This window comes from Cognatishimia activa, assembly GCF_017798205.1.
Classification (GTDB): domain Bacteria; phylum Pseudomonadota; class Alphaproteobacteria; order Rhodobacterales; family Rhodobacteraceae; genus Cognatishimia; species Cognatishimia activa_A.
This window is the reverse complement of the sequence record NZ_CP060010.1, coordinates 1,021,797-1,045,095: the sequence shown is the minus strand read 5'-3', so window position 1 is coordinate 1,045,095 and position 23,299 is coordinate 1,021,797. Positions and strand designations below refer to the sequence as shown.

The window sequence follows — 23,299 nt, the reverse complement described above, 5'->3', positions numbered from 1 at the left end:
TTAGCGCATCCCGTAGTAGAGGCCGACGGTATGTTCCGCCTCTGCAAAGAACAGCCAACGCGACGTGGCGACGCCTGCGACATGGCTGAGCACGGCCAAGAGCGCAAAGATATGGCCGACGTGGATCGACAAGAGCAGGATCGGCAGGCCTGCCATCAAGATCAGCGAGATGATCCGCAGTTTCTGCGCATGTTTGCGGCCGACCACGTGGATGAATTCTTTCATAAGATAGTTCGGAGACGTATGCGGATGCGCAACCGAGCGCACGGATCCCAAGTTACCCAGGCCCGTTGCTGTTTCCAGTGAGCTGCCACGATCTGCAAAGGCTTTGTCACCGCGCAGCCACCACATGATTTGAACGGCGGTGGTGACCAATAGGAGCGTGATCGCAACGGATACGCGCCCGGTCAGCAAAGCGCCGCCCGTGAGCGCATAGGCAAGGTAAAGCACTGATGTTAGTGGTGTATTCCACCTAGGGATCGTCGCCAGTTGGCCGTAGATCATCGAGGTTGTGAACACGGTCAGCAAGCTGAGCGCAGCGCCAATCCATCCGAGTATGGGCACATGCGTCCCTAGGAAAATCAGCGCTGCCGCATAAAGGCCCATCACGCACAAGCCCGCGACCGCACACACGCCCTCTCGCGACAGCCAACTAGTGCGCCATTGAGTAAAGGCTTTGAGCGCGCGTTCTGGATGGCCAAGGTGGAAGGTCGAGGAAATCAACCCTCCGACCGCCAAGGCATAGGCGATGAAGAAGAAGGCGAAAGCGACCCATCCTTGCGGCGGCGTCGCGTCGATACCGAGCCACGCCAGCATGCCAAAGCCGATGCCGGAGAGGGTTGTGAAGATGATGACTGAAGGAGCTGGATGCATCAGTTGGTCTCCTTATCGCCGGGCAGTTTGGAAAGCTGTTTGTCGAGCCATCCAAGGAAGCCGGTGGTTTCTTCGGCCACTGGGGCGAGGAAGGGCGCAAGCACGCTTTCCTCAGAATCCCACGTGTCTTTCGGACGGGGTGGCAGGTATTTGTTGACCGGAGCTGTATTGAGTTCCGGCATCAGGTCCATGCCACCGCGCTCTGCGGTCAGTTTGGATACGTTGGACTCTGGATCCGCGAAGTCCCCGAAATGACGTGCGCCAGCAGGGCAGGTGCGGACACAGGCAGGGGTTCGGTCGACCTCTGGCAGGTTCTCGTTATAAATCCGGTCAACGCAAAGGGTGCATTTCTTCATCACCCCCTCGGCCTGATCCAGTTCCCGCGCGCCATAGGGGCAGGCCCAGGCGCAAAGGCCACATCCGATGCAGTCCTTTTCGTTGACCAGAACGATGCCGTCTTCTTGCCGCTTATAGCTCGCGCCTGTCGGGCAAACGGTCACGCAAGGCGCGTTTTCGCAGTGCAAACAGGATTTCGGGAAGTGCACGGTCTTGGCAGTCTCGCCGGGGCTTGTGACCTCATAGCTGTGCACGCGATTGAGGAAGGTGCCCATCGGTTCATCGCCATAAGGGTTCTGATCCGACAGCGGCGCGCCGTAGTTTTCCGTGTTCCAGCCTTTGCAGGAGATCACGCAGGCATGGCAGCCCACGCAGGTGTCCAGATCGATGACAAGGCCGAGTTTCTTTTCTGTGGATTGAGGAAGCGTTGTCATTTGCCCACCTTCCATTCAAGTGTGTCTGGCCCTTGTTCGACCGGAGATTTCAGCGGTTTCATAGCTGGTTGCGCCTCGGCAGGGGCATCGACCCGTTCGATTTTCACGCGCAGGTCAAACCACGCCGCTTGGCCTGTAATTGGGTCTGAATTGGCCCATCTGAGCCCGTCGCCCTTGGGCGGTAAGAGCTCGTGAATGAGGTGGTTCAAAAGGAAACCTTCGCGGGCTTCGGGTGCGTCCTCGGACAGGGCCCAAGCGCCTTTGCGTTTGCCGATGGCGTTCCAAGTCCAGACGGTGTTTTCGTTCAGCGCGGCTTGCAGCGCCACAGGTACGGTGATCGATCCATGCGTCGAGGTTACCCGCGCCCAATCGCCCTCTTTGAACCCATGCTCGTCCCAGAGTTTCTGCGGCACATAGAGCGGGTTTTTCCCATGTAGCTGACGCAGCCAAGCGTTTTGCGTGCCCCAAGAGTGATACATCGCCATCGGGCGCTGGGTGAGCGCGTGGATGGGGTATTCCTTGGTGTCCACAGCCTGCTCCTCAAACGGTTCATACCAGATCGGCAGAGGGTCCATGACTTCTTTCAGGCGATCCCGCAGGTGTTCTGGCGGGACACGGTCCCCATGCCCTTCGGCGGCGCGTTGGAATTTGCGCATGGGCTCAGAATAGAGCTGGAACAGGTAGGGTTGCGGGCTGTCATAAAGGCCAAGGTCCACGGCCCAGTCCTGATATGCAGTGTTCCACGGTTTGTAGTAAGCCGCCTCGCTTGGGACATGGTGAATATGGAAACCGCCGTTTGCGACATAGGCGTCCATCTGATCAGGGTTCACTGCGCCACGTCCGGTCTTGTCGCCGTCTTCACCGCGCCAGCCAGACAAAGGCCCGATCCCAGGCTTGCGCTCGTGATTGACGATATAGTCGGCGTAGTCTTTCCACTTGGGCGAGCCGTCTTCTTTCATGAAGGCAGGCAGGCCGATGCGGGCGCCGAGTTCGATCAGAACTGACTGGAACCCGCGCACGTCGCGATCCGGTTCAATCACCGGCCAGCGGATTGCGTCCGCAGCCCCGTCGGCCTCACAGATCGGGCGATCCAGCAGAGAGATACAGTCGTGGCGTTCCAGATAGGTCGTATCAGGCAGGATCAGGTCGGCATAGGCGACCATCTCCGAGCTATAAGCATCAGAATAGATGATCCGTGGAATGCGGTATCCGCCACTGTCGTTGCGCGCGGTCAGCATTTCGATCACACCAGAGGTGTTCATCGAAGAGTTCCACGACATATTCGCCATATACATAAACAGCGTGTCGATCGGATAAGGATCCTGCGCATAGGCGTTTGAGATCACCATATGCATGAGGCCATGCGCACTCATGGGGTTTTCCCAAGAGAAGGCCTTGTCGATGCGTTGCGGGTTGCCGTCGCTGTCGAGAAGCAAATCCTCGGGACCGCGAGGGAAACCAAGGTGCGGGCCTTCGAGCGCTTTGCCTGGGCGACGGTCGCCGTGTGGGGTCGGGTGGGCTTCAACAGGCTTTGGATAAGGCGGTTTGAACCGGAAACCCCCGGGGGTCTCGACCGTGCCCAGCAGGATCTGCAAGACGTGCAGCGCGCGGCAGGTTTGGAAGCCGTTGGAATGTGCCGAGATCCCGCGCATGGCGTGCATGGACACGGGACGACCGGTCATTTTGCTATGTGTGTTGCCGCGGAAATCGGTCCATTCGCGGTCCAGTTCGATGGCCTCGTCAAAGGCGACGCGCGCGAGTTCGGCAGCGATGGTTTTGATCTTCTTCGCGGAAACGCCTGTGGCCTCAGCCACAGCCTCAGGCGCGTATTTTGGATCGAGATATTTCTCGGCCATCAAGGCCATGACTGTGCGATGACCTTCATGCGTCGCGGAGAGGCTCGGCTGAACGTCCTTTTGATCAAACGGCGTCAGCTTGCCCGTGACGCGGTCCACGACCAGCGGTTTGCCATCGTCATCGCGCAGGAAGAGGCCAGTATCTTTGTCGATCAGAACCGGCGCATTGGTGAACTGCGCGAGATAGTCAAGGTCGATCTTGCCGGCCTTCATCAGCTCATGCACCAGCGCCAGAATGAACAGGCCATCTGTGCCCGGAGTAATCCCGACCCATTCATCCGCCACTGCGTTATAGCCGTTGCGCACAGGGTTCACGCCGATCACCTTTGCACCGCGCGCTTTGATCTTGCCGATGCCCATTTTGATCGGGTTGGAATCGTGGTCCTCGGCCACACCAAACAGCATAAAGAGCTTGGTGTGATCCCAATCGGGTTGCCCAAATTCCCAGAACGCCCCGCCCATCGTATAGATGCCGCCCGCCGCCATATTGACGGAACAGAAACCGCCATGGGCTGCGTAGTTTGGTGTGCCGAAATGCTGTGCCCAGAAGGAGGTGAAGCTCTGCGACTGATCGCGGCCGGTAAAGAACGCGAGCTTATGAGGTGCAGTTTCGTGCAATTCGGTGAGCCAGCCCACGGCTGTGCTCATGGCTTCTTCCCAACTGATCTCTTGGTATTCGCCCGATCCACGGGGACCGACACGTTTCAGCGGCTTACGAAGTCGCGACGGTGCGTTGACCTGCATGATCCCGGCAGAGCCTTTGGCGCAAAGAACCCCTTGGTTCACCGGGTGGTCACGGTTGCCTTCGATATAGGCGACTTTGCCGTCCTTCATGTGCACGTTGATCCCGCAGCGGCAGGCGCACATGTAGCATGTGGTCTTGCGGATCTCGTCCGAGACCTTGGGGGATGTGTCGATGTCAGGTTGCTTGAATGGCATCTGGCTTCCTCTCTTCTACACCTGTGCGAAGATCGCTGGGCGCAGTACGCTTAGGCGAAATCTGAGTGGTCGATTGGTCATTTGGGTGCAGTCCCCGTCATCAGGTCCAACAGCGCCTGACAGGTGCTGGAGGAGGATTTGTCTGTTCGACGAAGACCCAAAGAAAAGGCTGAAAACCGTCGATTTGTGATGTGGGTGTGCGTTCTTGTAGCGTTCATTTCCGTAGGACAAAATCCCAAAACCGCATGAAGCGCCATAATTTTTTTCGCGGGATTGGACTCTAGGAGATTCTCAGTCTGTGCTTTGATCAAAGTCGAACGCAAATTTCCCAACATTGATGCAGCCGCCGAGACCAAATGAGACCCTCGGTTCTCAGCAAACGTGCGAAATTGATGCACAATTGATCCGCTTTTGTGCGGCTTGCGGGTCGCAGAGAGTTTGGAAATTTTTTTGAGGTCGTCAGATGTCCTTGGGCCATGTTTAAGACAATGGCGCAGGGTCGCCATTAGCCCTGCCGAATCAAACCCAAAACTCTGACTTGCGACACTCATGAAGTTTGCGATCTCAGGGACTGCAGAACCGTGACCGCGATAATCTGCACGATATCCTCGACAGAACATCCGCGCGATAGGTCGTTGGCCGGTTTGGCAAGCCCCTGAAGGATCGGACCAATGGCTGTATAGCCCCCAACGCGCTCCGTGATTTTATAAGCAATGTTGCCCGCGTTCAGCGACGGGAAAATCATCACATTCGCACGGCCTGCCGCCGGTGAGTCTGGTGCTTTGCGCGCGCCGGTTTCGGCCACAAAGGCGGCGTCGAATTGAAGTTCTCCGTCGACCACAAGATCAGGGTGGGACGCGCGCAGCATCTCTGTGGCTTCGGTGACCTTGTCGACCTTTGCGTGACGTGCGCTGCCGGTCGTGGAAAACGAGAGCATCGCGACGATTGGCGTTTCCCCAAGCAGGGCGTCCGCCGATTGCGCCGCGCTGGCTGCGATGGCGGCGAGTTCCAGCGCTGTTGGATCTACGACGAAGCCACAATCCGCATAAAGCATGGCACGTTGGCCGACTTGCGCGTCCTTGGGCGGAAGCATCAAGAAGAAAGAAGACACAAGCTCCGCGTCCTCGGCCTTGCCGATCACTTGCAGCGCTGGGCGGATAACGTCGGCTGTCGCAGTAATCGCGCCGCCGACGGTTCCATCCGCCAATCCCATATGCACGAGGGCCGCGGCAAAAACCAGCGGATCTTGCGCTTTGGCAGCCGCGCCTTCTTGGCTCATCCCTTTGTGTTTGCGTTTCTCGTAAACTGCTTCCGCAACGGCCTCGGTCAGTTCGGAGGTTTTTGGGTCTTGGATCTCTATGCTCTCAGAGGGCGCGGCTCCCAATTTGCCAAGTTCCGAAAGAATTTCGTCGGTTTCTCCGACCAAGACGATATCAGCGAGCCCCAGATCGACCGCCTGTAGTGCTGCGGCGACCGTCCGGGGCTCTGCCCCCTCGCTCAGGGCAATCTTTGCGCGCGTTTTCGGCGCAAGAGATTGAAGCTGTTGGACAGGCGTGAGTGTCATAGAGCCAGCCTCGCAATATTGGCGAGGGCAAGGAGCGTCATCAGAACAATGATGCCCTGCCGGAATCTATTTTGCGGGATGCGTTCGAAGTTGAGACTGCCGACCCAGACACCCGTGCCGATAATCGGCAGCGCAAAGAGTATGCCGACACCAAGATCAGGCCCAACCAGCCCATTCATCGCCATCACCGGCAGAGCCATCATGTCGATGCCGGTCAGAAACACGATCATCGTCGCGCGAAACATAGCAGGGGGAATGGGTTGTGCGGCCATAAAGCCCGCAATCGGCAAGCCCCCGACGCCCGCGCTGTTGGCTGTGCCCGAGACCATCCCTGCAAGGACATGACCACCATCGCCGACAGGCCGTTTGATCTGCCACCCGCTGAACAACAGAGCACAAAGGCACAGGATCAGGCCCGAGATCACAAGCCGCGCCATCGTATCATCGAGCCGCGCCATGATGTAGATCGCAGGCACCGTCGCTAAGCCTGCGCCGATCAACATCGTGATCGCACGTCGCCATGCGATATAGGGGCCGATGCCTTTGGCTTGGAAAATGGTCATTAGGATCTCGCAGGAAAACACAACGGGGATAAGCCTCAATGGATTGGTCACGAGGGCTGCGAAAAGTACGAAAATCGCGGAAAAGCCGAACCCAGACAGTCCGCGAATGACAGCCGCCCCAAAGAGGGCGGCTGCGAGGAAAAGCGCCTCGCCACTTGAAAAGCCAAATGGCAAGGCGAGCAAATCAGACCTCTTGCGGCTGCATGTCGGCCTTATCGATGCCGGCCACGCGCACAGGGTTTTTCATCGCGTCGCGGCGGAATGGCTCGCCCAGCTCTTGGTTGATCATGGCTTCGATCAGAGTGGTTACGCCGTTCTTCTGGTCTTCGATTGCGGTGTTCAGCGCGTCGGTGAGCTCTTCCATCGTGCGCGCGACGACGCCTTTCAGGCCGCATGCCTGCGCGATGCCGGCATAGGACACTTGGGTGTCCAGCTCGGTGCCGACGAAGTTGTCGTCAAACCACAGGGTAGAGTTCCGCTTTTCCGCACCCCACTGATAGTTGCGGAAGACGATCTGCGTGATCGCAGGCCACTCTCCGCGGCCGATGGCCGTCAGCTCGTTCACCGCGATGCCGAAGGCGCCGTCACCTGCAAAGCCGACAACTGGCACGTCTGGCTGGCCGATTTTTGCTCCAACGATGGCAGGCAGGCCATAGCCGCAAGGACCAAATAGGCCCGGTGCGAGGTATTTGCGGCCTTCTTCAAAGGACGGATAGGCGTTGCCGATGGCGCAGTTGTTGCCGATGTCGGACGAAATGATCGCCTCTTTTGGCAGGGCAGACTGGATCGCGCGCCACGCCATGCGAGGGCTCATCCAGTCAGGCTTGTCCGCACGGGCGCGTTGGTTCCAAGTGGTGCCCGGATCGTCGTCTTCGTGGTCCATGGAGGACAGCTGCTGAGCCCAGCGGGATTTCTTTTCCGCGATCTTGGCTTTGCGATCCGCGCGGCCTTCGTCGCCGGCTGTGCCGGACAGCTGGCCAAGGATGCCGGTCGCCACTTTGGCGGCGTCGCCGACGATGCCGACGCTGACCTTCTTGGTCAGGCCAATACGGTCAGGGTTGATGTCGACCTGAATGATTTTTGCATCCGCTGGCCAGTACTCCATGCCATAGCCCGGCAGGGTCGAGAACGGGTTCAGGCGGGTGCCAAGCGCCAACACCACGTCGGCCTCTTTGATCAATTCCATGCCCGCTTTGGAGCCGTTGTAGCCCAGAGGACCGGCGAACAACGGGTGGTTGCCCGGGAAGGCGTCATTGTGCTGATAGCCCACGCAAACCGGCGCATCGAGACGTTCAGCTAGTGCCATGGAGGCTTCGATGCCACCTTTGGACAGGACAACGCCCGCACCGTTCAGGATCACCGGGTTCTTCGCCTCGGAAAGCAGTGCGGCGGCCGCCGCGACGGAGTTTTCGCCGCCAGAGGACATCTCGAATTCAATCGGATCAGGGATCTCGATGTCGATCACTTGGGTCCACATGTCGCGTGGGATGTTCAACTGGGCTGGCGCCGAGAAGCGTTTCGCCTGCGCGATCACGCGGGTCAGGACTTCGGCGACGCGCGTCGGGTCACGGACCTCTTCCTGATAGGCCACCATGTCTTCAAACAGTTTCATCTGTTCGACTTCCTGGAAGCCACCCTGACCGATGGTCTTGTTCGCCGCCTGAGGGGTGACCAGCAAAAGGGGCGTGTGGTTCCAGTAGGCCGTCTTAACAGCGGTCACAAAGTTTGTGATGCCCGGACCGTTCTGCGCGATCATCATCGACATTTTGCCGGTCGCGCGAGTGTAGCCGTCAGACATCATGCCTGCAGAGCCTTCGTGTGCGCAGTCCCAGAAGGTAATGCCCGCGGCAGGGAAGATGTCTGAAATTGGCATCATGGCGGAACCGATGATACCGAATGCATGTTCGATACCGTGGCGTTGCAGAACCTTAACAAAGGCTTCTTCGGTGGTCATTTTCATGAGGTGCGCTCCGTGGCAGGCGTGAATTCATCTGCAACAGAATATGCGGCTCGGCGCGCTGGCGCGTAGGGCCAGAATGATGCGCCGATAAGTCCAGAAGGTGCTAACCCTCTTTTAAGGCCTTGGCAATCAACTCGATCCCTTCCGGGATTCGGGTGGTATTGATCGAGGAATAGGCCAGTCGGAAATATTCGCGAGGGCGGGTGCGCCCATGAAAGAAAGGACGGCCCGGTTCGATCAAAACGCTTTTCTCGATCAGCTTGGCCGCGAGGGCTTCGGTGTCGGTGCCGCGCGGGGCCTGCATCCAGAAAGACGAGCCTCCGTGGGTTTCATGGCTGGCGATCTGCAGGCCGAAATTCGCGATGGCTGTTTGCATCACATCGCGACGTTTGGCGAATTCATTTCGGGTGCGGCGGATCAAAGCGTCATAGTGACCAAGGCCAAGGAAATAGGCCGCAGTGCGCATCGTGTGGCCCGGCGGATGGCGCAAAACAAGCGAGCGCAAGGCGCGGGCCTCGCGAATAAAGCTTTCAGAACCAACGAGATAGCCGAGGCGCAGGCCGGGGAAGACAGATTTGGAAAAGCTACCGACATAGATCACGCGCCCATCTTCATCGAGCGATTTGAGCGAAGGCGATGGCGACTTGAGGAAAGACATTTCGAACTCGTAGTCGTCCTCGACAATCAGCGCGTCGATGTCGCGGGCGCGTTCCAAAAGCGCTTCGCGGCGGGCCATCGGCATGGTTGCCGTGGTCGGACACTGGTGGCTGGGCGTGGTAAAGATCACGTCGGAATGCGGCGGGATCGTATCAGGTGGCAAACCGTCCTGGTCAACGGGAAGAGGCACAACGTGACAGCGTGATTGGCTGAGGATATCGCGCAAGGCAGGATAGCAGGGATCTTCAATCACGGCCGTGCGGCGCTGGGTCAGAAGAACTTGGGCCGTCAGCCAAAGAGCGTTCTGCGCGCCAAGCGTAATCAACACGTTTTCTGGCCGCGCAAGAATGCCACGGCGCGTTAAGGAATGGCGCAGAATGAACTCGACCAGACGTTCGTCGTCGTGTTCATAATAGTCGGATGTCAGTGCGAAAAAGTCTTTTTGACCAAGGGCTTGAAGCGCGCATAGCCGCCAGTTTGCGTGATCAAAAATTGAGGGGTCCGACTGTCCGTAGATGAAATTATACTTATATTTCGCCCAGTTCTGCGGCTTGCTCAGCGCATTGCCACCTGTATAGCGACTGCCGATGGCGCGGGACCAGTCCACCGCGTCTTCGGTTTGGCGCAACGTATTGAAAGACGGCGGTTCAGGTGCGTTCTCGGACACAAAATACCCTGACCGACCACGCGACGTAAGATAGTCATTCGCCAAGAGTTCGGTGTAGGCCAGCGTCACCGTAATCCGGCTGATACCCAGATGCGTTGCCAGTTTGCGCGTCGACGGCAGTTTCTCGCCCTGCCGAAAACGCCCCGATAGAATCGCCTCGGCGATGATCTGTTGGATCTGCGACTGCAGAGTGCCTTGGAAATGCGGGTTCAGAAAGAACGTGTCGACAGAGATGGCCATGGTGCCACGTTAAACTGGACCTAGAGGGGGATCAATCTGGTCTGCCGCGATTCTCAATTCAAATCGGGCGAATGGGCCGCGCCGTAGTGGCGCAGCCCGATTTTTCAGCCAAAGACGCGAGTCAGGGCCACGTCAACGGCCTCTGTGATCTTGTCGATGTCGTCCGCTGTCGCGATCAGCGCTGGGCTGAAGCAGAGCGTGTTGTTGCGGCCCGGAACCGAGCGGTTGGTCGCGCCGATGATCACACCCTGCGCACCGCATTCGGCGATGACCGCCTGAACTTTGGCCTCAGGCGCCGGCTCTTTGGTGTCTCGGTCGCTGACCAGTTCGGCCCCCATAAAGAGACCCTTGCCACGCACGTCGCCAATCACTGAGTGTTTCTCCATCAGCGCTTCGAGGTTGCCGCGCAAGCGCGCGCCCATGGCGGTGCAGTTTTCCAGCAGGCCTTCGTCTTCGATGATGCGCATGTTTTCCAGCGCCGCCGCAGGGCCGGCTGTGCAGCCGCCAAAGGTCGAAATATCGCGGAAATAGTTCATCGGATCGCTGGCGTCGTCCTTGAACATATTGAAGACCTCTTCGGTCGTGACCATCACCGCAATCGCCGCATAACCAGAGGCCACACCTTTCGCCATCGTCACGAAATCCGGCTTGATGCCATAGTGCTGATAGCCAAACCACTCGGTGCCCGTCCGGCCGATGCCGCAGACCACTTCGTCGATGTGCAGCAGCACATCATACTGTTTGCAGATCTCTTGAACGCGCGGCCAATAGCCTTCTGGCGCCTCGATCACGCCACCACCTGCGGTGACGGGCTCTAGGCAAAGCGCGCCGACGGTGTCAGGGCCTTCTTGCAGGATGACCTCTTCGATGAGGTTTGCCATCGCGATGCCGAGTTCTTCGCCTTCAAGATGCTCCATCCCATGTTCGTGCTTGCGGTATTCCATGCAGTGCGGAACTTTGATGAAGTCCGGCGCGAAGGGGCCGTATTGCATGTTGCGCTCTTGCTGACCGCCCGCGGACATCGTCGCCAAGGTCGAGCCGTGGTAGTCGCGGTCGCGATAAAGGATCTTGGTTTTCTTGCCGCCGTATTTCTTGTGCGCGATCTGGCGCACCATTTTGAAGGCCTTCTCATTGGCCTCAGAGCCCGAGTTCACATAGTAAACGCGGCTCATGCCTGGCATTTTCTCGATGAGTTTTTCGGCGAATAAAGCACCTGGAACGGACCCAGCCGCCTGCGCGAAATAGCACATCTTCAAGATCTGATCATGCACGGCCTTTGCGATGGATTCACGGCCATAGCCAACGTTTACAGTCCAGACGCCGCCGGACACAGCATCCAGCCATTCCTTGCCGTTCTGATCCCAGACGCGCATGCCTTTGCCTTCGACAATAATGCGCGGGTCGTTCTCTTCGAGCACCTTGTGTTGGAACAGGTGGTGCCAGACATTGGCCTTATCTGCCGCGATGACTCGGGACAGGTCGTTGTCGAGGTGATTGCCATCCATCGCAGGCTCTCCTTATTGTTTCTAAAGCGTTTTCACGAGATTCTGAGCGAGAACAGACTCGCCCCGTTGTGGCGCATCCTCGCTCTGATCTTGGGCATTCGAATAGGTCCAGATCCATCTCTGATTAAGTCCAAAATTAAGGTCTTCGTCAGTCGCGTCAATGGGATGCACTTTCTAACATCATGAAATCGTGTGATTTTGCGTATCATATCGCTAATTTACCAACTGGTCAAAAAAAGAATTACCCTGTAAGCGGTTTCATTTTTTATTTGCCAGATTGGAAAAAATGCCGTCGGATCAAGGGGCAGCAGGGGAACCTGCGCACTTAATAGACAGCGAAAAGCTGCGACCCAAACCAAGCCGCGTGTTTTTGCGGCATCGTATCAACGGGAGCTAAACTATGAAATTCAAGACAACTTTCGCCGCATTGGCCGCCACGACTTCGATCCTGGCAGGGGCTCAAGCGGCGCAGGCTGATGATATCACCGTCGCATACTTCCTCGAGTGGCCAATGCCATTCCAGTACGCGAAAGAAACTGGCATGTATGAAGAGGCCCTGGGCGTCAACATCAACTGGGTCAGCTTTGACACAGGTACCGCGATGAGCGCGGCGATGGCATCTGGCGACGTTCAGATCTCTGTCAGCCAAGGTATCCCACCGTTCGTGGTTGCGACCTCCGCGGGTCAGGACCTTCAGGTTCTGGACGTGGCCGTCTCCTACGCGGACAATGACAACTGCGTTGTGCGTGCGGATCTGGAAATCGACAAAGATTCCGCAGGCGAACTGGCCGGTAAGAAAGTCGCTGTTCCTCTGGGTACCGCGGCGCACTACGGCTTCCTGAAGCAGATGGAGCACTTCGGTGTTGATCTGGCGAGCCTGGAAATCGTCGACATGGCACCAGCCGAAGGTGAAGCGGCGCTGAGCCAAGGCGCCGTGGACATGTCCTGTGGCTGGGGTGGCGCGCTGCGTCGTATGCTGAACTCTGGCAACGTGCTGCTGACCGGTGCCGAGAAAACCGAGCTGGGCATTCTGGTGTTTGACGCGACAACCGCGCCAACCTCCTATGTTGCGGAAAACAGCGACCAAGCGGCGGCCTTCCTGGGTGTGACTGCAGCGGCAAACGCGATGTGGGCGGATGAAGCCAACCGCGCGAAAATGCTGCCAGTGATCGCGAAAGACGCGGGTATGAGCGAAGCGGATACCGCGGCGACTCTGGCAACTTTCGTCTTCCCAACTGTTGAAGAGCAGCTGTCCAGCGCATGGCTTGGTGGCAATGCACAGACCTTCATGAAGGGTGTTGCAGACGTATTCGTGAACTCCGGTTCTATTGATGCGTCAAAAGCATCCTATGCGGACAATGTGAACGCAGACCCGCTCGCGGCGTCTCAATAAGAGTATTGAGAGAGGGCGCTAACCGAGTTTAGCGCCCTTTTTTCATCGTTATCGTGCACGTTAAACGTGTGCGACCCATCTTTGTAAGAAGGGGATCCAGGTGTCTGGACTTTTCATAGACAACATTTCAATGCGCTTTGATTTGCCCAGCGGCGGTCATGTTCAGGCGCTGCAAAATGTCTCGTTGGATATTAAATCCGGCGAACTCATGAGTGTGCTCGGGCCGTCGGGCTGTGGTAAAACAACTCTCTTGAACATCGTGGCCGGGTTTTTGGCTCCGACGGAGGGTCAGATTAAACTCAACGACAAGCTGGTGACGGGACCAAGCCCGGAACGTGGCATGGTATTCCAGCAGGGCGCGTTGTTTGAATGGATGAATGTGCGTGACAACGTCTCGTTCGGACCTGACATGAAGGGTGTCAGCCGCGCGGAGAGCAAAGAGAAGGTGGAGCATCTTCTCGAAGTTGTCGGGCTGCAGGATTTTAAAGAGAAAGCGATCTACGAGCTTTCCGGCGGGATGCAGCAGCGTGTGGCCTTGGCCCGTTGTCTGGCCAATGACCCTGACGTGATCCTGATGGATGAACCGCTGGGCGCACTGGATGCGCTGACGCGGGAAAAGATGCAGAGCCTTGTTTTGGATCTGTGGAAAGACACGGGCAAGACGATCATTCTGATCACCCACTCGGTCGAAGAAGCACTGCTGTTGGGCGAGCGCCTTTTGGTGATGGCACCACGTCCGGGGCGTGTTCACAAAGAATATCGCCTGCCATTTGCAGACCTCGGCGTCGGCAATGACCTGCGCGAAGTTAAGAAACATAAGGATTATGCGGGCACCCGCGAAGAGATCCTGGAAATGATCTGGAACATGGAAGAAGAAATCATGGGCCGGGCGGAGGAAAACGCATGACCGGTTTGCTTGTTCTCGGCCTTTATGTGGTCGCGTTCTTTGGAACGTATCTTATCTCCTCGCGTTTGTTGAAAAGCTTCTTTGAGCGTGAAGGGTTCAACTCGCTTAAGACGGTGACCTTTGGCGACGAAAGCGCGGTCAAAGCCAATCGTGTGGCTTCTGTGATCTCTGTGATTACAGTGTTTTGGCTTTGGGTGGCCTTCACCAACTCGGTGATTCCTTTGCCGAAACTGCCGGGTCCGTTTAGCGGCGATGTGACCTTTACCTACACAGCGCAGCTTGAAGACGGCACGACGGATGATGCTGAGGTCACCATGCGAGTCTATCGCGAAGACATTCAGCAGACGGTGGATGCCGACGGCAATCCGGGTCAAGAGCCTGAGCCTGCTGCAGTTGATCCGGGCGAAGGGTTCGCGAAAAACGATTCCCTTACCGTGGCGCGCTATGGGTTCAAGGTGATCAACGTTTGGAAAAACGATGAGGTTTCCAAGAAAGAGGGCTCTACCGTCGTTGCCTTGAACGGTATTCCGGTTGGTCCGGGCGAGGCCGTCGAGATCCCAGAGGGCACGATTTCCTTGACTGACAAAGGCACGCCGACCTTCGCGCCGGCCACTGGTCTGCGCATGGCGCGGCTCTATCTGCCAGCGCCCGAGATCGTGTTCAGCCGCTTTTTCTGGCTGAACCAAGAGGGCTATCAGGGCTACACGCTGCTCGAACACACGCGGTTCTCGCTGCAACGTGTTCTGCTTGGCTTCCTCTTTGGGGCCTTGGTCGGCATCCCAATCGGCTACGCCATGGGCCTGACCAGCTGGTCGCGCGGATGGTTTGATCCGATCGTCGAATTCATGCGTCCTATTCCTCCACTCGCTTTGATCCCGCTGATCATTATTTGGTTCGGGATCGGAGAGCTCGGCAAGGTGGTTCTCCTCTTCCTTGCCGCGCTCTGGATTATGATCATCGCGGCCCGATCCGGCGTGTCCGGCGTGGCGATTTCCAAGGTCCATGCGGCCTATTCGCTGGGGGCGTCCAAGTGGCAGATCCTCAGCCGCGTGATCGTGCCGAACTCGCTGCCGGATATCTTCACCGGCGCGCGCGTTGCGATGGGGGTCTGTTGGGGCACCGTTGTTGCGGCCGAGCTGGTTGCGGCGAACGTTGGCCTTGGCAAGATGATTGTGACCGCGTCGAAATTCCAGCAAACCGACATCATTATCGTCGGGATCATCGTGATCGGGATCATCGGCTTTATGATCGAGGTAGGGATGCGCGCTTTGGAAAACTGGCTGATCCCGTGGAAGGGTAAAGTCTAAGTCAAAGCACTATAAAAACGAAAAAAGGCGCCAGGGGAAGGAGGGCGCCTTTTTTGCGTGCTGGTTCAGAGTGCTCATTTAGTCAGAATGAGTTTGCCTGCACGTGTTATGCGAAGCGTGTAGAGTTTGTCGTCCAACATGATCCGCGCTTCGCTGCCCCGCCCGAGAAGGGCCTTTGCGTTGTAGTATGGGATGCTCGTAGGTTTCGGCGGGACAGGATCTTGTACTGACATGCGTTTCTTTTCTTTCATCGGTTATGATATTACATAAATGCCACTATAGGGCGAGTCAACCTAGATGCGATTAGTTTCACAAATATTTTACATATTATTTAGAAATGCTAAATTTTCGATCAGATCGAGCGCGAAAAGAAAGCAGGTGCTGAAAAAATCAGCGCCTTAATTGCATGGTTCGGGAATGTTTACGCTATTTAGTCAGAATAAGCTTCCCGGCGCGCGTGATGCGAAGAGTATAAATCTGGTCGTTCAGAACGATGCGTGCCAATCCATTTTCCCCAGTCAATAGATCTGCACTATGGATCGGTGTCGTATCGGCTGCGGTCGAGATTTGGGTTTGCAAAGTCATGTCGAGCTTCCTGTCTGTAGGTTACGCTTAATTTCTGACTAATTTAATCGGTAAAGTCAATTCCTATTATTTTAATCGGAAATTGTTTTTTGGGTCAGCGCGACAAGAACCACTTGAACGGATGGGCAAACACTGTTCATAGAGAAAGGGCGTTGTTGAGCGCTAACATTATCGCAGAGCCCGAAAGTCGCACCTATGTCTTCAAGCCGTTTCTTCCTTGTTGCCGATATCGGAGGCACCAACACCCGCGTCGGATTGGCGGATGAAAACGGTCTGATCGAAGGGTCCACAGAGCGCTACAAAAATGCCGACAGCGGGAGTTTCCAATCCGTGATCGAAGCCTATTTGGCCAAAGCACAGCCAGGGCCGTTGGCCGGCGCATGCGCAGGGGCCGCAGGTTTGGTCGTCAATGGTGTGGCGCAAATGACCAACTTGGATTGGAAGATCGACCGGGACGTCATCGCGCGCGTAACAGGAGCCCCGGCAGTGGATGTTATCAACGACTTGCAAGCTCAGGGGTTTGCTTTGGATGACTTGCCGGCTGGATCGTTGAAAACGCTGAGCAAAGGTACGCCTGGGCGTGTCGGGTCTCGGTTGGTGATCGGTCTGGGAACAGGGTTCAATATCGTGCCGGTCCACAAAGACAAAGACCGCCTGATCGTGCCGTCCTGCGAAGCTGGCCACATGACTGCGCCCTACCGATCAGATCTGTCCGACCTCTATGCCAAAATCGAAGCGAAATGCGGCGGCGTCCGCATCGAATGGCTGCTGGCGGGGCAGGGCTTGCAAAATATATACGAAGTTCATGCGGGCACCCGTTTGCCAGCAGGAGAGGTTATGCAGCTTGTGTCAGAGGGGGATGAGACTGCTGCGGCCGCCATGCGCGATTACATGACCGTATTGGCCGCAGTTACCGGAGATCTTGCGATCACGCATTTGCCCTACGGTGGCATCTATTTCACCGGAGGCGTGTCCCGCGCCGTGACGCCATATTTTGAAAGTCTCGGTTTTGCCGCGCAGATGGCGGACAAAGGAGAGTTCAACGAGTTGCTCAATGGTTTCACGGTCACCCTGATTGACGATGACTTTGCGGCCCTTAAAGGCTGCGCGCGCTATCTGAGACAGATTTCAGATTAAAATCATCGATATCGCGGAAATTTTGGCGTGCTCAAATATTGAGCGCGCCTTTTTGTTTTTGCGTGTTCGCGTCCCCTTTCGAAAATATTCGTTGACTAAATAAAAATTTGACCGAATGATAAAAATAATTCCGATCCAGGGAAAACCCAGACAGGAGAGAGTTATGACGAGTCAAATGACGCCGGGTGTTGTGGCCGGTCGATTGGCAAAGGATGTGATTGACGACAACTTCGCCGATCTTCATTCGCCGCTTGATGGGCATGAGGCGATGGTCGCCGCAGATCGTTGCTATTTCTGCCACGATGCGCCTTGTATCACGGCCTGCCCGACGGACATCGATATCCCGTTGTTCATCCGGCAAATCGCTTCTGGTACGCCAGAGGCGGCGGCCAAGACGATCCTGTCCCAGAATATTCTGGGCGGTATGTGTGCGCGGGTTTGCCCGACGGAAACTCTGTGTGAACAAGCCTGTGTGCGCGAGGCGGCTGAGGGCAAGCCGGTGAAGATCGGCGAACTCCAGCGTTATGCAACTGATACACTGATGGATGCGAATGTGCATCCGTTTGAGCGCGCGGCCTCTACAGGCAAAAAAGTGGCGGTCGTCGGAGCGGGGCCTGCGGGATTGTCCTGTGCGCACCGTTTGGCCAGCAAGGGCCATGACGTGGTGATTTTTGACCCGCGTCCGAAGGCAGGCGGCCTGAATGAATATGGCATCGCCACCTACAAATCCGTCGATAATTTTGCCGCAAGAGAAGTCGACTGGCTGTTTCAGATCGGAGGCATCACAGTCGAGACCGGCAAGTCGCTTGGGGAGGGGATGACCCTGAGCGACCTCACCTCCGAGTTCGATGCTGTCTTCCTGGGCATTGGACTTGGCGGTGTGAATGCGCTGCGGTGTGAGGGCGAAGACAAGGATGGCGTGTTGGATGCGGTGGATTTCATCGCGGACCTGCGGCAAGCCTCGGAGTTCGGTTCCGTTGCGATCGGGCGTGATGTCGTTGTGATTGGCGGCGGCATGACCGCTGTTGATGCGGCGGTTCAGGCAAAGCTTTTGGGCGCGCTTAATGTGTCCTTGGTGTATCGTCGTGGCAAAGACCGGATGAACGCCTCTGAGTTCGAACAGGATCTGGCGGCGTCCAAGGGCGTGCGGATCATCACCAACGCTTCGCCTCGTGCTGTGATTGGCAACGGCTCGGTGCGCGAGATTGAGTTCGAGTATACCGATGACGATTTGGCTCCGACGGGCGAAACTTTCCGACTGGCCGCAGATCAGGTGTTCAAGGCCATTGGTCAGACGCTCGTCGGAGACGATCTGCCAGACATCGACCGAGGCAAGATCACAGTCTCCGGAGCAGGGCGCACCAGCATGTCAGGCGTCTGGGCCGGAGGCGACTGTGCCTCTGGTGGCGAAGACCTCACCGTGACCGCTGTCGCCGAAGGCCGTGATGCGGCCGAAGACATTCACGCCGCCTTGTCGGCCTAAGCAGAGGAGATCAGCAAAATGGCCAATCTCGAAAGCGAATTTGTAGGTATCAAATCCCCGAACCCCTTCTGGCTGGCCTCTGCGCCGCCCACGGACAAAGAATACAACGTCCGCCGCGCCTTTGAGGCCGGTTGGGGCGGGGTCGTCTGGAAGACCCTTGGCGAAGAAGGGCCTCCGGTCGTGAACGTCAACGGGCCCCGCTATGGCGCGATCCATGGTGCGGATCGGCGGCTCTTGGGCCTAAACAATATCGAATTGATCACAGATCGCCCGCTTGAGGTGAACCTTGAGGAAATGCTGCGGGTCAAACGGGATTACCCCGATCACGCGCTGGTTGCCTCGGTGATGGTACCTTGCGAAGAAGACTCCTGGAAAAAGATCCTGCCCATGATCGCGGAAACCGGATGTGACGGGTTCGAGCTGAACTTTGGCTGTCCACATGGGATGGCTGAACGTGGCATGGGCTCTGCAGTTGGGCAGGTGCCTGACTATATCGAAATGGTCGCGCGCTGGTGCAAAGAGGCCACCGACCTGCCGGTGATCGTCAAGCTCACGCCAAACATCACGAATATCCTCTATCCCGCCGAAGCGGCCAAACGAGGAGGGGCCGATGCGGTCAGCCTGATCAATACGATCAACTCGATCACCTCGGTGAACCTGGATAGCTTCGCGCCAGAGCCAACGATTGACGGCAAAGGCACCCATGGTGGCTATTGCGGCCCGGCGGTGAAGCCTATTGCCTTGAATATGGTGGCAGAGATTGCGCGGAACCCGGAAACACATGGGTTGCCAATTTCAGGCATTGGCGGTGTCACTACTTGGCGCGATGCGGCCGAGTTCATGGCGCTGGGCGCGGGCAATGTGCAGGTCTGTACGGCGGCGATGACCTATGGCTTTAAAATCGTGCAGGAAATGATTTCAGGCCTAAGCCAGTATATGGACGAGAAGGGCATGACCTCGATCGCTGATCTGGTCGGGCGCGCAGTGCCAAATGTCACCGACTGGCAATACCTGAACCTGAACCACGTCACCAAGGCACGGATTAATCAGGACCTCTGTATCTCGTGTGGGCGCTGCTATGCAGCCTGTGAAGACACGAGCCACCAAGCGATTTCGATGTCAGAAGATCGCGTGTTTGACGTCAAAGACGATGAATGCGTGGCCTGCAACCTCTGCGTCAATGTCTGCCCTGTCGACAATTGCATCACCATGGAAACGCTCGCTCCCGGCGCCATGGATGAGCGCACAGGGCAGCCCGTTGAAGCAGAGTATGGCAACTGGTTGGGACACCCTAATAACCCGTCTGTTCAAGCCGCAGAATAGGGTTAACCCCACTTTCCCAACCCTGAGAAAGTCGGCCCTTTTGGGTCGGCTTTCCTATTTTAAGGGGTCAGAAGTTTGACGTAGAGCTGGTCAAGAAAAGCGTCCGCACTATCGATCTTTCCGTGGCCAGACAGCATATCAATCTGCGACCTGAAATCCGCGTAATGCTGCGTTGTCGCCCAGATGGAATAGAGCAGGTGTTCTGGATCCACCTGGGCAATTTTCCCTTGGTCCATCCATGCCGTTAAAATGCCCGTCGTGCGCGTAAACAACTCTTGCAGGTCGCCAGACAAATGCTCGCCAATCCGTGGTGCACCTTGCAGGATCTCGTTCGCAAACAAACGGCTTTCACGCTCCATGTCTTTGGACATCTGTACTTTGCGAGCAACATAGCGGCGGATTTCTTCCAGGGGCTCGCCGTCGGGATCAATCTGGCGCAGAGGCTCGATCCATTGATCTACGAGGCTGCCCAGCAACGTGACAAAGATCTCTTCTTTGCCGTCAAAGTAATAGAGGATGTTGGGCTTAGACAGGCCCGCGGCCTCGGCGATCTGATCAAGCGTTGAACCACGATATCCATGCGTCGAAAACACATCCAGGGCCGCTTCCAGAATTTTACTCCGGTTGCGAAGCTGAATGCGGCTTGGTTTCTTAGCTGTCTGCTCGTTCGGCGCCATAGAAAGTCTCTTGTCTCATTCTTTAGCCTAAGTGAGCTTTGGCGCGGGGTCCAGACGCGTTATTTGACGCCCAAACCCTTTAGAATGATGTTTTTCACATCCGTTTTGGCGGCAGCCCACTGTTCATCCGACAGGGGTTCGCTGCCGTTCAGGACCTCGATTTGGTGGCTGAAATCCGCATAGTGCTGGGTCGTGGCCCAAATCATATTCAAGAGAATCTGCGGATCAATCGGGTCCATAAGGCCTTCTTCGATCCAGCCCTGGATCAGCTGAGCCCGCCCTTTCGTCCACTCCATCAAAGTGGTTTCCAAATAATCCTGAATGATAGGTGCGCGGTGCATGACCTCAAAGGCCCAAACCTTGGAGCCTGCGGGCTGGCGTCTGCTGATCTCCATCTTTGCGTCGATATAAGCGCCCAATCCCTCTCGAGGACCATCCGCTTCGTCGAAGGCATCCGCAGCTTCAAGCCAGATCTGAAAAATGTTTTCAACCACCTGACGATAAAGCGCTTCTTTGGTCGGGAAGTAATAGTGCAGGTTGGCCTTTGGCAGACCCGCCAGATCAGCGATCAGTTGCATTGTGGCACCGCCATAACCTGCTTCGGCAAAGACTTTTTCTGCTGCTGCCAAAATAAGCGTTTCGCTTTCCTGGCGACGCTCTTTTTTGCTGCTTGCGCGTTTTGCTTGCGCCATGGGGGGATTCATCCTGAAAAAAATCTTGACCGGTTAGTCAACATATGGTGACCTCTTCTTGACCATATGGTCAGGAACTTTTTCAGACAAGTGTATGTTTGATGTTTTCGGTGGAGGGTTAAGATGGCGGTTCCAGGGGAAAACCTGAAGATCAACGGGGATCGGCTGTGGGACAGCTTGATGGAGATGGCCAAGATTGGTCCCGGCATCGCAGGCGGCAACAATCGCCAAACTCTGACTGATGACGACGCGACAGGGCGTGCCCTGTTTCAGGAATGGTGCGAGGCTGCAGGCATGACCATGGGGGTGGACACCATGGGCAATATGTTTGCAACCCGCGCTGGCGAGGATCCAGAGGCGCTGCCGGTCTATGTCGGCTCGCATTTGGATACCCAGCCCACGGGCGGCAAGTACGATGGGGTACTTGGCGTCCTAGGTGGCCTCGAAGCGATCCGCACGATGAATGACCTTGGGATCAAGACGAAACATCCGATTGTTGTGACCAACTGGACGAATGAGGAGGGCACGCGGTTTGCCCCCGCGATGCTGGCGTCCGGTGTATTCGCGGGCAAACACACGCAGGATTGGGCCTATGACCGCGTTGATGCTGAGGGCAAACGATTTGGTGACGAATTGGCACGCATTGGCTGGGTTGGCGACGAAGAAGTCGGCGCGCGCAAGATGCATGCGATGTTTGAATTGCACATCGAACAGGGGCCGATCCTAGAGGCCGAAAACAAGGATATTGGCGTCGTGACCCACGGACAGGGCCTGCGCTGGATCGAATGCACGGTGACGGGCAAAGAAAGCCACACCGGATCGACCCCCATGAGCATGCGCAAGAACGCAGGGCGAGGCCTCGCCCTGATTACCGAGCTCGTGCAAGAAATCGCGATGAAGAACCAGCCCAACGCAGTTGGAGCGATCGGTCACATCGACGTTTATCCAAACTCGCGCAACATCATACCGGGCAAGGTCGTCTTTACCGTCGATATGCGGACGCATCTTTTGGACAAGCTCAACGCGATGGCAGAAGAACTCATGGAGAAAGCGCCAAAGCTTTGTGAGGACATTGGAGTGGAATTTTCCTGCGAGATCGTCGGTCAATTCGATCCCCCAGCGTTTGACGAAACGCTGGTTGGGTCAATCCGCGATGCGGCTGAACGCCTGGGGTATTCCCATATGGATATCGTCAGCGGCGCTGGGCATGATGCGTGTTGGATCAACGATGTCGCGCCCACGGCAATGATCATGTGTCCCTGTGTGGATGGCCTGTCTCACAATGAAGCCGAGGAAATTTCCAAAGAATGGGCTGCGGCAGGTGCGGATGTCTTGATGCATGCCGTACTAGAGACGGCCGAAATCGTCAGCTGATGCGCAGTTTGGCTGATCATATCGTGTCCGCTTCTGGCCAAAGATCAGCCAGCGCTATTCGCTTCGCGCCAGTCCTTTTCGAATTTCGCAACGATCTCCCAAAGCGAATTAGTGGGGCCGTAGTTCGTATTCGCAAGATTCTGTCGGCGCGAATAAGTCCAGATCGTCGCGCTGATTTTCTGGCTTGGGTCACGCACCAGAACGACCTCTTCTTTGAGGGTCATAGAGACAGAAAAGGGCACGATGCACCCAGCGGACTCAAGTCGCGCGGCATAGCGGATCGAGAGGGTCGGCTTGCCCGGCGTGGCCTCCCATTCTTCTTCGGTCAGAAACTTCAGCCCAAGGGCCCCCAGCTTGCGTTTGACATACTCCGAAAACTCCGCGGTAACCTCGCCCTCATCCAGTTTTACCGTGTCAAAATAGACGCCGGGGTGATCAACAAGCGGGCGCAGTTTGGGCGCGAGGTCCAGTTTGTGCAGCGCTTGGGGTTCGGGAGGATGCAGCCCGGCCACAGCCGCATCGGGAATGCCGCTGACACTGGCAACAGATTTCAAAAAGCCAAAGAAGCTGTTTTGGTTTTTACGCGTGAGCTTCAGCAAATGGCGCGAGGCCAACTCGGATTTTGGCAAGCAAAGCAGCGGATGCGCGCAACTGCCTGGCACCTTGCGCGTTTCCACCAAGAGCCAGTCTTCTGCCACCGCGATGCGGGGCACCATCAAAGACAAGATCAGCCCCAGAAAACTGGCCATTATCCATCGTCGTGTCATCGATTCCGCCTGCAAAACTCTGTTGAGCGTTACGATGTCAGAAATTTCTTAAACGCCCGT

At 56.7% G+C, this 23,299-nt stretch carries 21 protein-coding genes; 7 read left to right on the top strand and 14 right to left on the bottom strand.

Going from position 1 to position 23,299, the window contains the following annotated elements; translation table 11 throughout:
- The 9 genes from HZ995_RS05045 to HZ995_RS05005 form a co-directional block, all read right to left on the bottom strand.
- A complete protein-coding gene (locus HZ995_RS05045; protein ID WP_209357583.1) occupies positions 1-873 on the bottom strand; it encodes a dimethyl sulfoxide reductase anchor subunit family protein in 873 nt (290 codons plus the stop codon).
- The gene (locus HZ995_RS05040) at positions 873-1,643 is read right to left on the bottom strand and encodes a 4Fe-4S dicluster domain-containing protein (protein ID WP_209357582.1); all 771 of its coding nucleotides are present in this window, start codon (positions 1,641-1,643) and stop codon (positions 873-875) included. The genes HZ995_RS05045 and HZ995_RS05040 overlap by 1 nt, the downstream gene beginning before the upstream one ends.
- Complete coding sequence (locus HZ995_RS05035; protein WP_209357581.1) at positions 1,640-4,438, bottom strand: molybdopterin oxidoreductase family protein; 2,799 nt, start codon at positions 4,436-4,438, stop codon at positions 1,640-1,642. Before HZ995_RS05035 ends, HZ995_RS05040 begins: the two co-directional genes overlap by 4 nt.
- A gap of 77 nt (positions 4,439-4,515) precedes the next feature.
- Positions 4,516-4,989, bottom strand: coding sequence for a hypothetical protein (locus HZ995_RS05030; protein ID WP_209357580.1), 474 nt, complete (start codon positions 4,987-4,989; stop codon positions 4,516-4,518).
- Complete coding sequence (pta, locus tag HZ995_RS05025) at positions 4,986-6,002, bottom strand: phosphate acetyltransferase (RefSeq protein WP_209357579.1); 1,017 nt, start codon at positions 6,000-6,002, stop codon at positions 4,986-4,988. Before pta ends, HZ995_RS05030 begins: the two co-directional genes overlap by 4 nt.
- Complete coding sequence (locus tag HZ995_RS05020) at positions 5,999-6,748, bottom strand: sulfite exporter TauE/SafE family protein (RefSeq protein ID WP_209357578.1); 750 nt, start codon at positions 6,746-6,748, stop codon at positions 5,999-6,001. Before HZ995_RS05020 ends, pta begins: the two co-directional genes overlap by 4 nt.
- Position 6,749: 1 nt before the next feature.
- Positions 6,750-8,525, bottom strand: coding sequence for a sulfoacetaldehyde acetyltransferase (gene xsc, locus HZ995_RS05015; RefSeq protein WP_209357577.1), 1,776 nt, complete (start codon positions 8,523-8,525; stop codon positions 6,750-6,752).
- Between the two features lie 103 nt (positions 8,526-8,628).
- The gene (locus HZ995_RS05010) at positions 8,629-10,089 is read right to left on the bottom strand and encodes a PLP-dependent aminotransferase family protein (RefSeq protein ID WP_209357576.1); all 1,461 of its coding nucleotides are present in this window, start codon (positions 10,087-10,089) and stop codon (positions 8,629-8,631) included.
- A 104-nt stretch (positions 10,090-10,193) separates the two neighbouring features.
- Complete coding sequence (locus HZ995_RS05005) at positions 10,194-11,594, bottom strand: aspartate aminotransferase family protein (protein ID WP_209357575.1); 1,401 nt, start codon at positions 11,592-11,594, stop codon at positions 10,194-10,196.
- Between the two features lie 400 nt (positions 11,595-11,994).
- On the opposite strand from HZ995_RS05005, the gene HZ995_RS05000 reads away from it, so the two are divergent.
- From HZ995_RS05000 to HZ995_RS04990, 3 genes are all read left to right on the top strand, one after another.
- Positions 11,995-12,987, top strand: coding sequence for a taurine ABC transporter substrate-binding protein (locus tag HZ995_RS05000; RefSeq protein ID WP_209357574.1), 993 nt, complete (start codon positions 11,995-11,997; stop codon positions 12,985-12,987).
- Positions 12,988-13,087: 100 nt separating this feature from the next.
- Positions 13,088-13,894 carry a taurine ABC transporter ATP-binding protein gene (locus HZ995_RS04995; protein ID WP_209357573.1) on the top strand — a complete coding sequence of 269 codons (807 nt, stop codon included), beginning with the start codon at positions 13,088-13,090 and terminating at the stop codon, positions 13,892-13,894.
- Positions 13,895-13,899: 5 nt separating this feature from the next.
- Positions 13,900-15,201 (top strand): ABC transporter permease, encoded by a 1,302-nt coding sequence (locus HZ995_RS04990; RefSeq protein WP_432417987.1) that lies wholly within the window; start codon positions 13,900-13,902, stop codon positions 15,199-15,201.
- A 74-nt stretch (positions 15,202-15,275) separates the two neighbouring features.
- Here HZ995_RS04990 and hemP (HZ995_RS04985) read toward each other — a convergent pair whose 3' ends face one another.
- Positions 15,276-15,434 (bottom strand): hemin uptake protein HemP, encoded by a 159-nt coding sequence (gene hemP, locus HZ995_RS04985; RefSeq protein WP_209357571.1) that lies wholly within the window; start codon positions 15,432-15,434, stop codon positions 15,276-15,278.
- Between the two features lie 193 nt (positions 15,435-15,627).
- Positions 15,628-15,786 carry a hemin uptake protein HemP gene (hemP, locus tag HZ995_RS04980; RefSeq protein WP_209357570.1) on the bottom strand — a complete coding sequence of 53 codons (159 nt, stop codon included), beginning with the start codon at positions 15,784-15,786 and terminating at the stop codon, positions 15,628-15,630.
- A 195-nt stretch (positions 15,787-15,981) separates the two neighbouring features.
- Here hemP (HZ995_RS04980) and HZ995_RS04975 point away from each other — a divergent pair, with 195 nt between their 5' ends.
- The 3 genes from HZ995_RS04975 to preA all read left to right on the top strand — a co-directional run bounded on the left by HZ995_RS04975 (position 15,982) and on the right by preA (position 19,729).
- On the top strand, positions 15,982-16,923 hold the full coding sequence (locus HZ995_RS04975) for an ROK family protein (RefSeq protein ID WP_209357569.1): 942 nt from the start codon (positions 15,982-15,984) through the stop codon (positions 16,921-16,923).
- A 163-nt stretch (positions 16,924-17,086) separates the two neighbouring features.
- Complete coding sequence (locus HZ995_RS04970) at positions 17,087-18,406, top strand: NAD(P)-dependent oxidoreductase (RefSeq protein WP_209357568.1); 1,320 nt, start codon at positions 17,087-17,089, stop codon at positions 18,404-18,406.
- An 18-nt stretch (positions 18,407-18,424) separates the two neighbouring features.
- Positions 18,425-19,729: an NAD-dependent dihydropyrimidine dehydrogenase subunit PreA gene (preA, locus tag HZ995_RS04965; protein WP_209357567.1), complete on the top strand. Its 1,305-nt coding sequence runs from the start codon at positions 18,425-18,427 to the stop codon at positions 19,727-19,729.
- Positions 19,730-19,788: 59 nt separating this feature from the next.
- On the opposite strand, the gene HZ995_RS04960 is transcribed toward preA, so the two are convergent.
- A complete protein-coding gene (locus tag HZ995_RS04960; RefSeq protein WP_209357566.1) occupies positions 19,789-20,406 on the bottom strand; it encodes a TetR family transcriptional regulator C-terminal domain-containing protein in 618 nt (205 codons plus the stop codon).
- 59 nt (positions 20,407-20,465) lie between these two features.
- Positions 20,466-21,098 carry a TetR/AcrR family transcriptional regulator gene (locus HZ995_RS04955; protein WP_209357565.1) on the bottom strand — a complete coding sequence of 211 codons (633 nt, stop codon included), beginning with the start codon at positions 21,096-21,098 and terminating at the stop codon, positions 20,466-20,468.
- 123 nt (positions 21,099-21,221) lie between these two features.
- On the opposite strand from HZ995_RS04955, the gene HZ995_RS04950 reads away from it, so the two are divergent.
- Positions 21,222-22,472, top strand: coding sequence for a Zn-dependent hydrolase (locus HZ995_RS04950; RefSeq protein WP_209357564.1), 1,251 nt, complete (start codon positions 21,222-21,224; stop codon positions 22,470-22,472).
- Positions 22,473-22,516: 44 nt separating this feature from the next.
- Here HZ995_RS04950 and HZ995_RS04945 read toward each other — a convergent pair whose 3' ends face one another.
- A complete protein-coding gene (locus tag HZ995_RS04945; protein ID WP_209357563.1) occupies positions 22,517-23,221 on the bottom strand; it encodes a hypothetical protein in 705 nt (234 codons plus the stop codon).
- Positions 23,222-23,299: the final 78 nt, after the last annotated feature.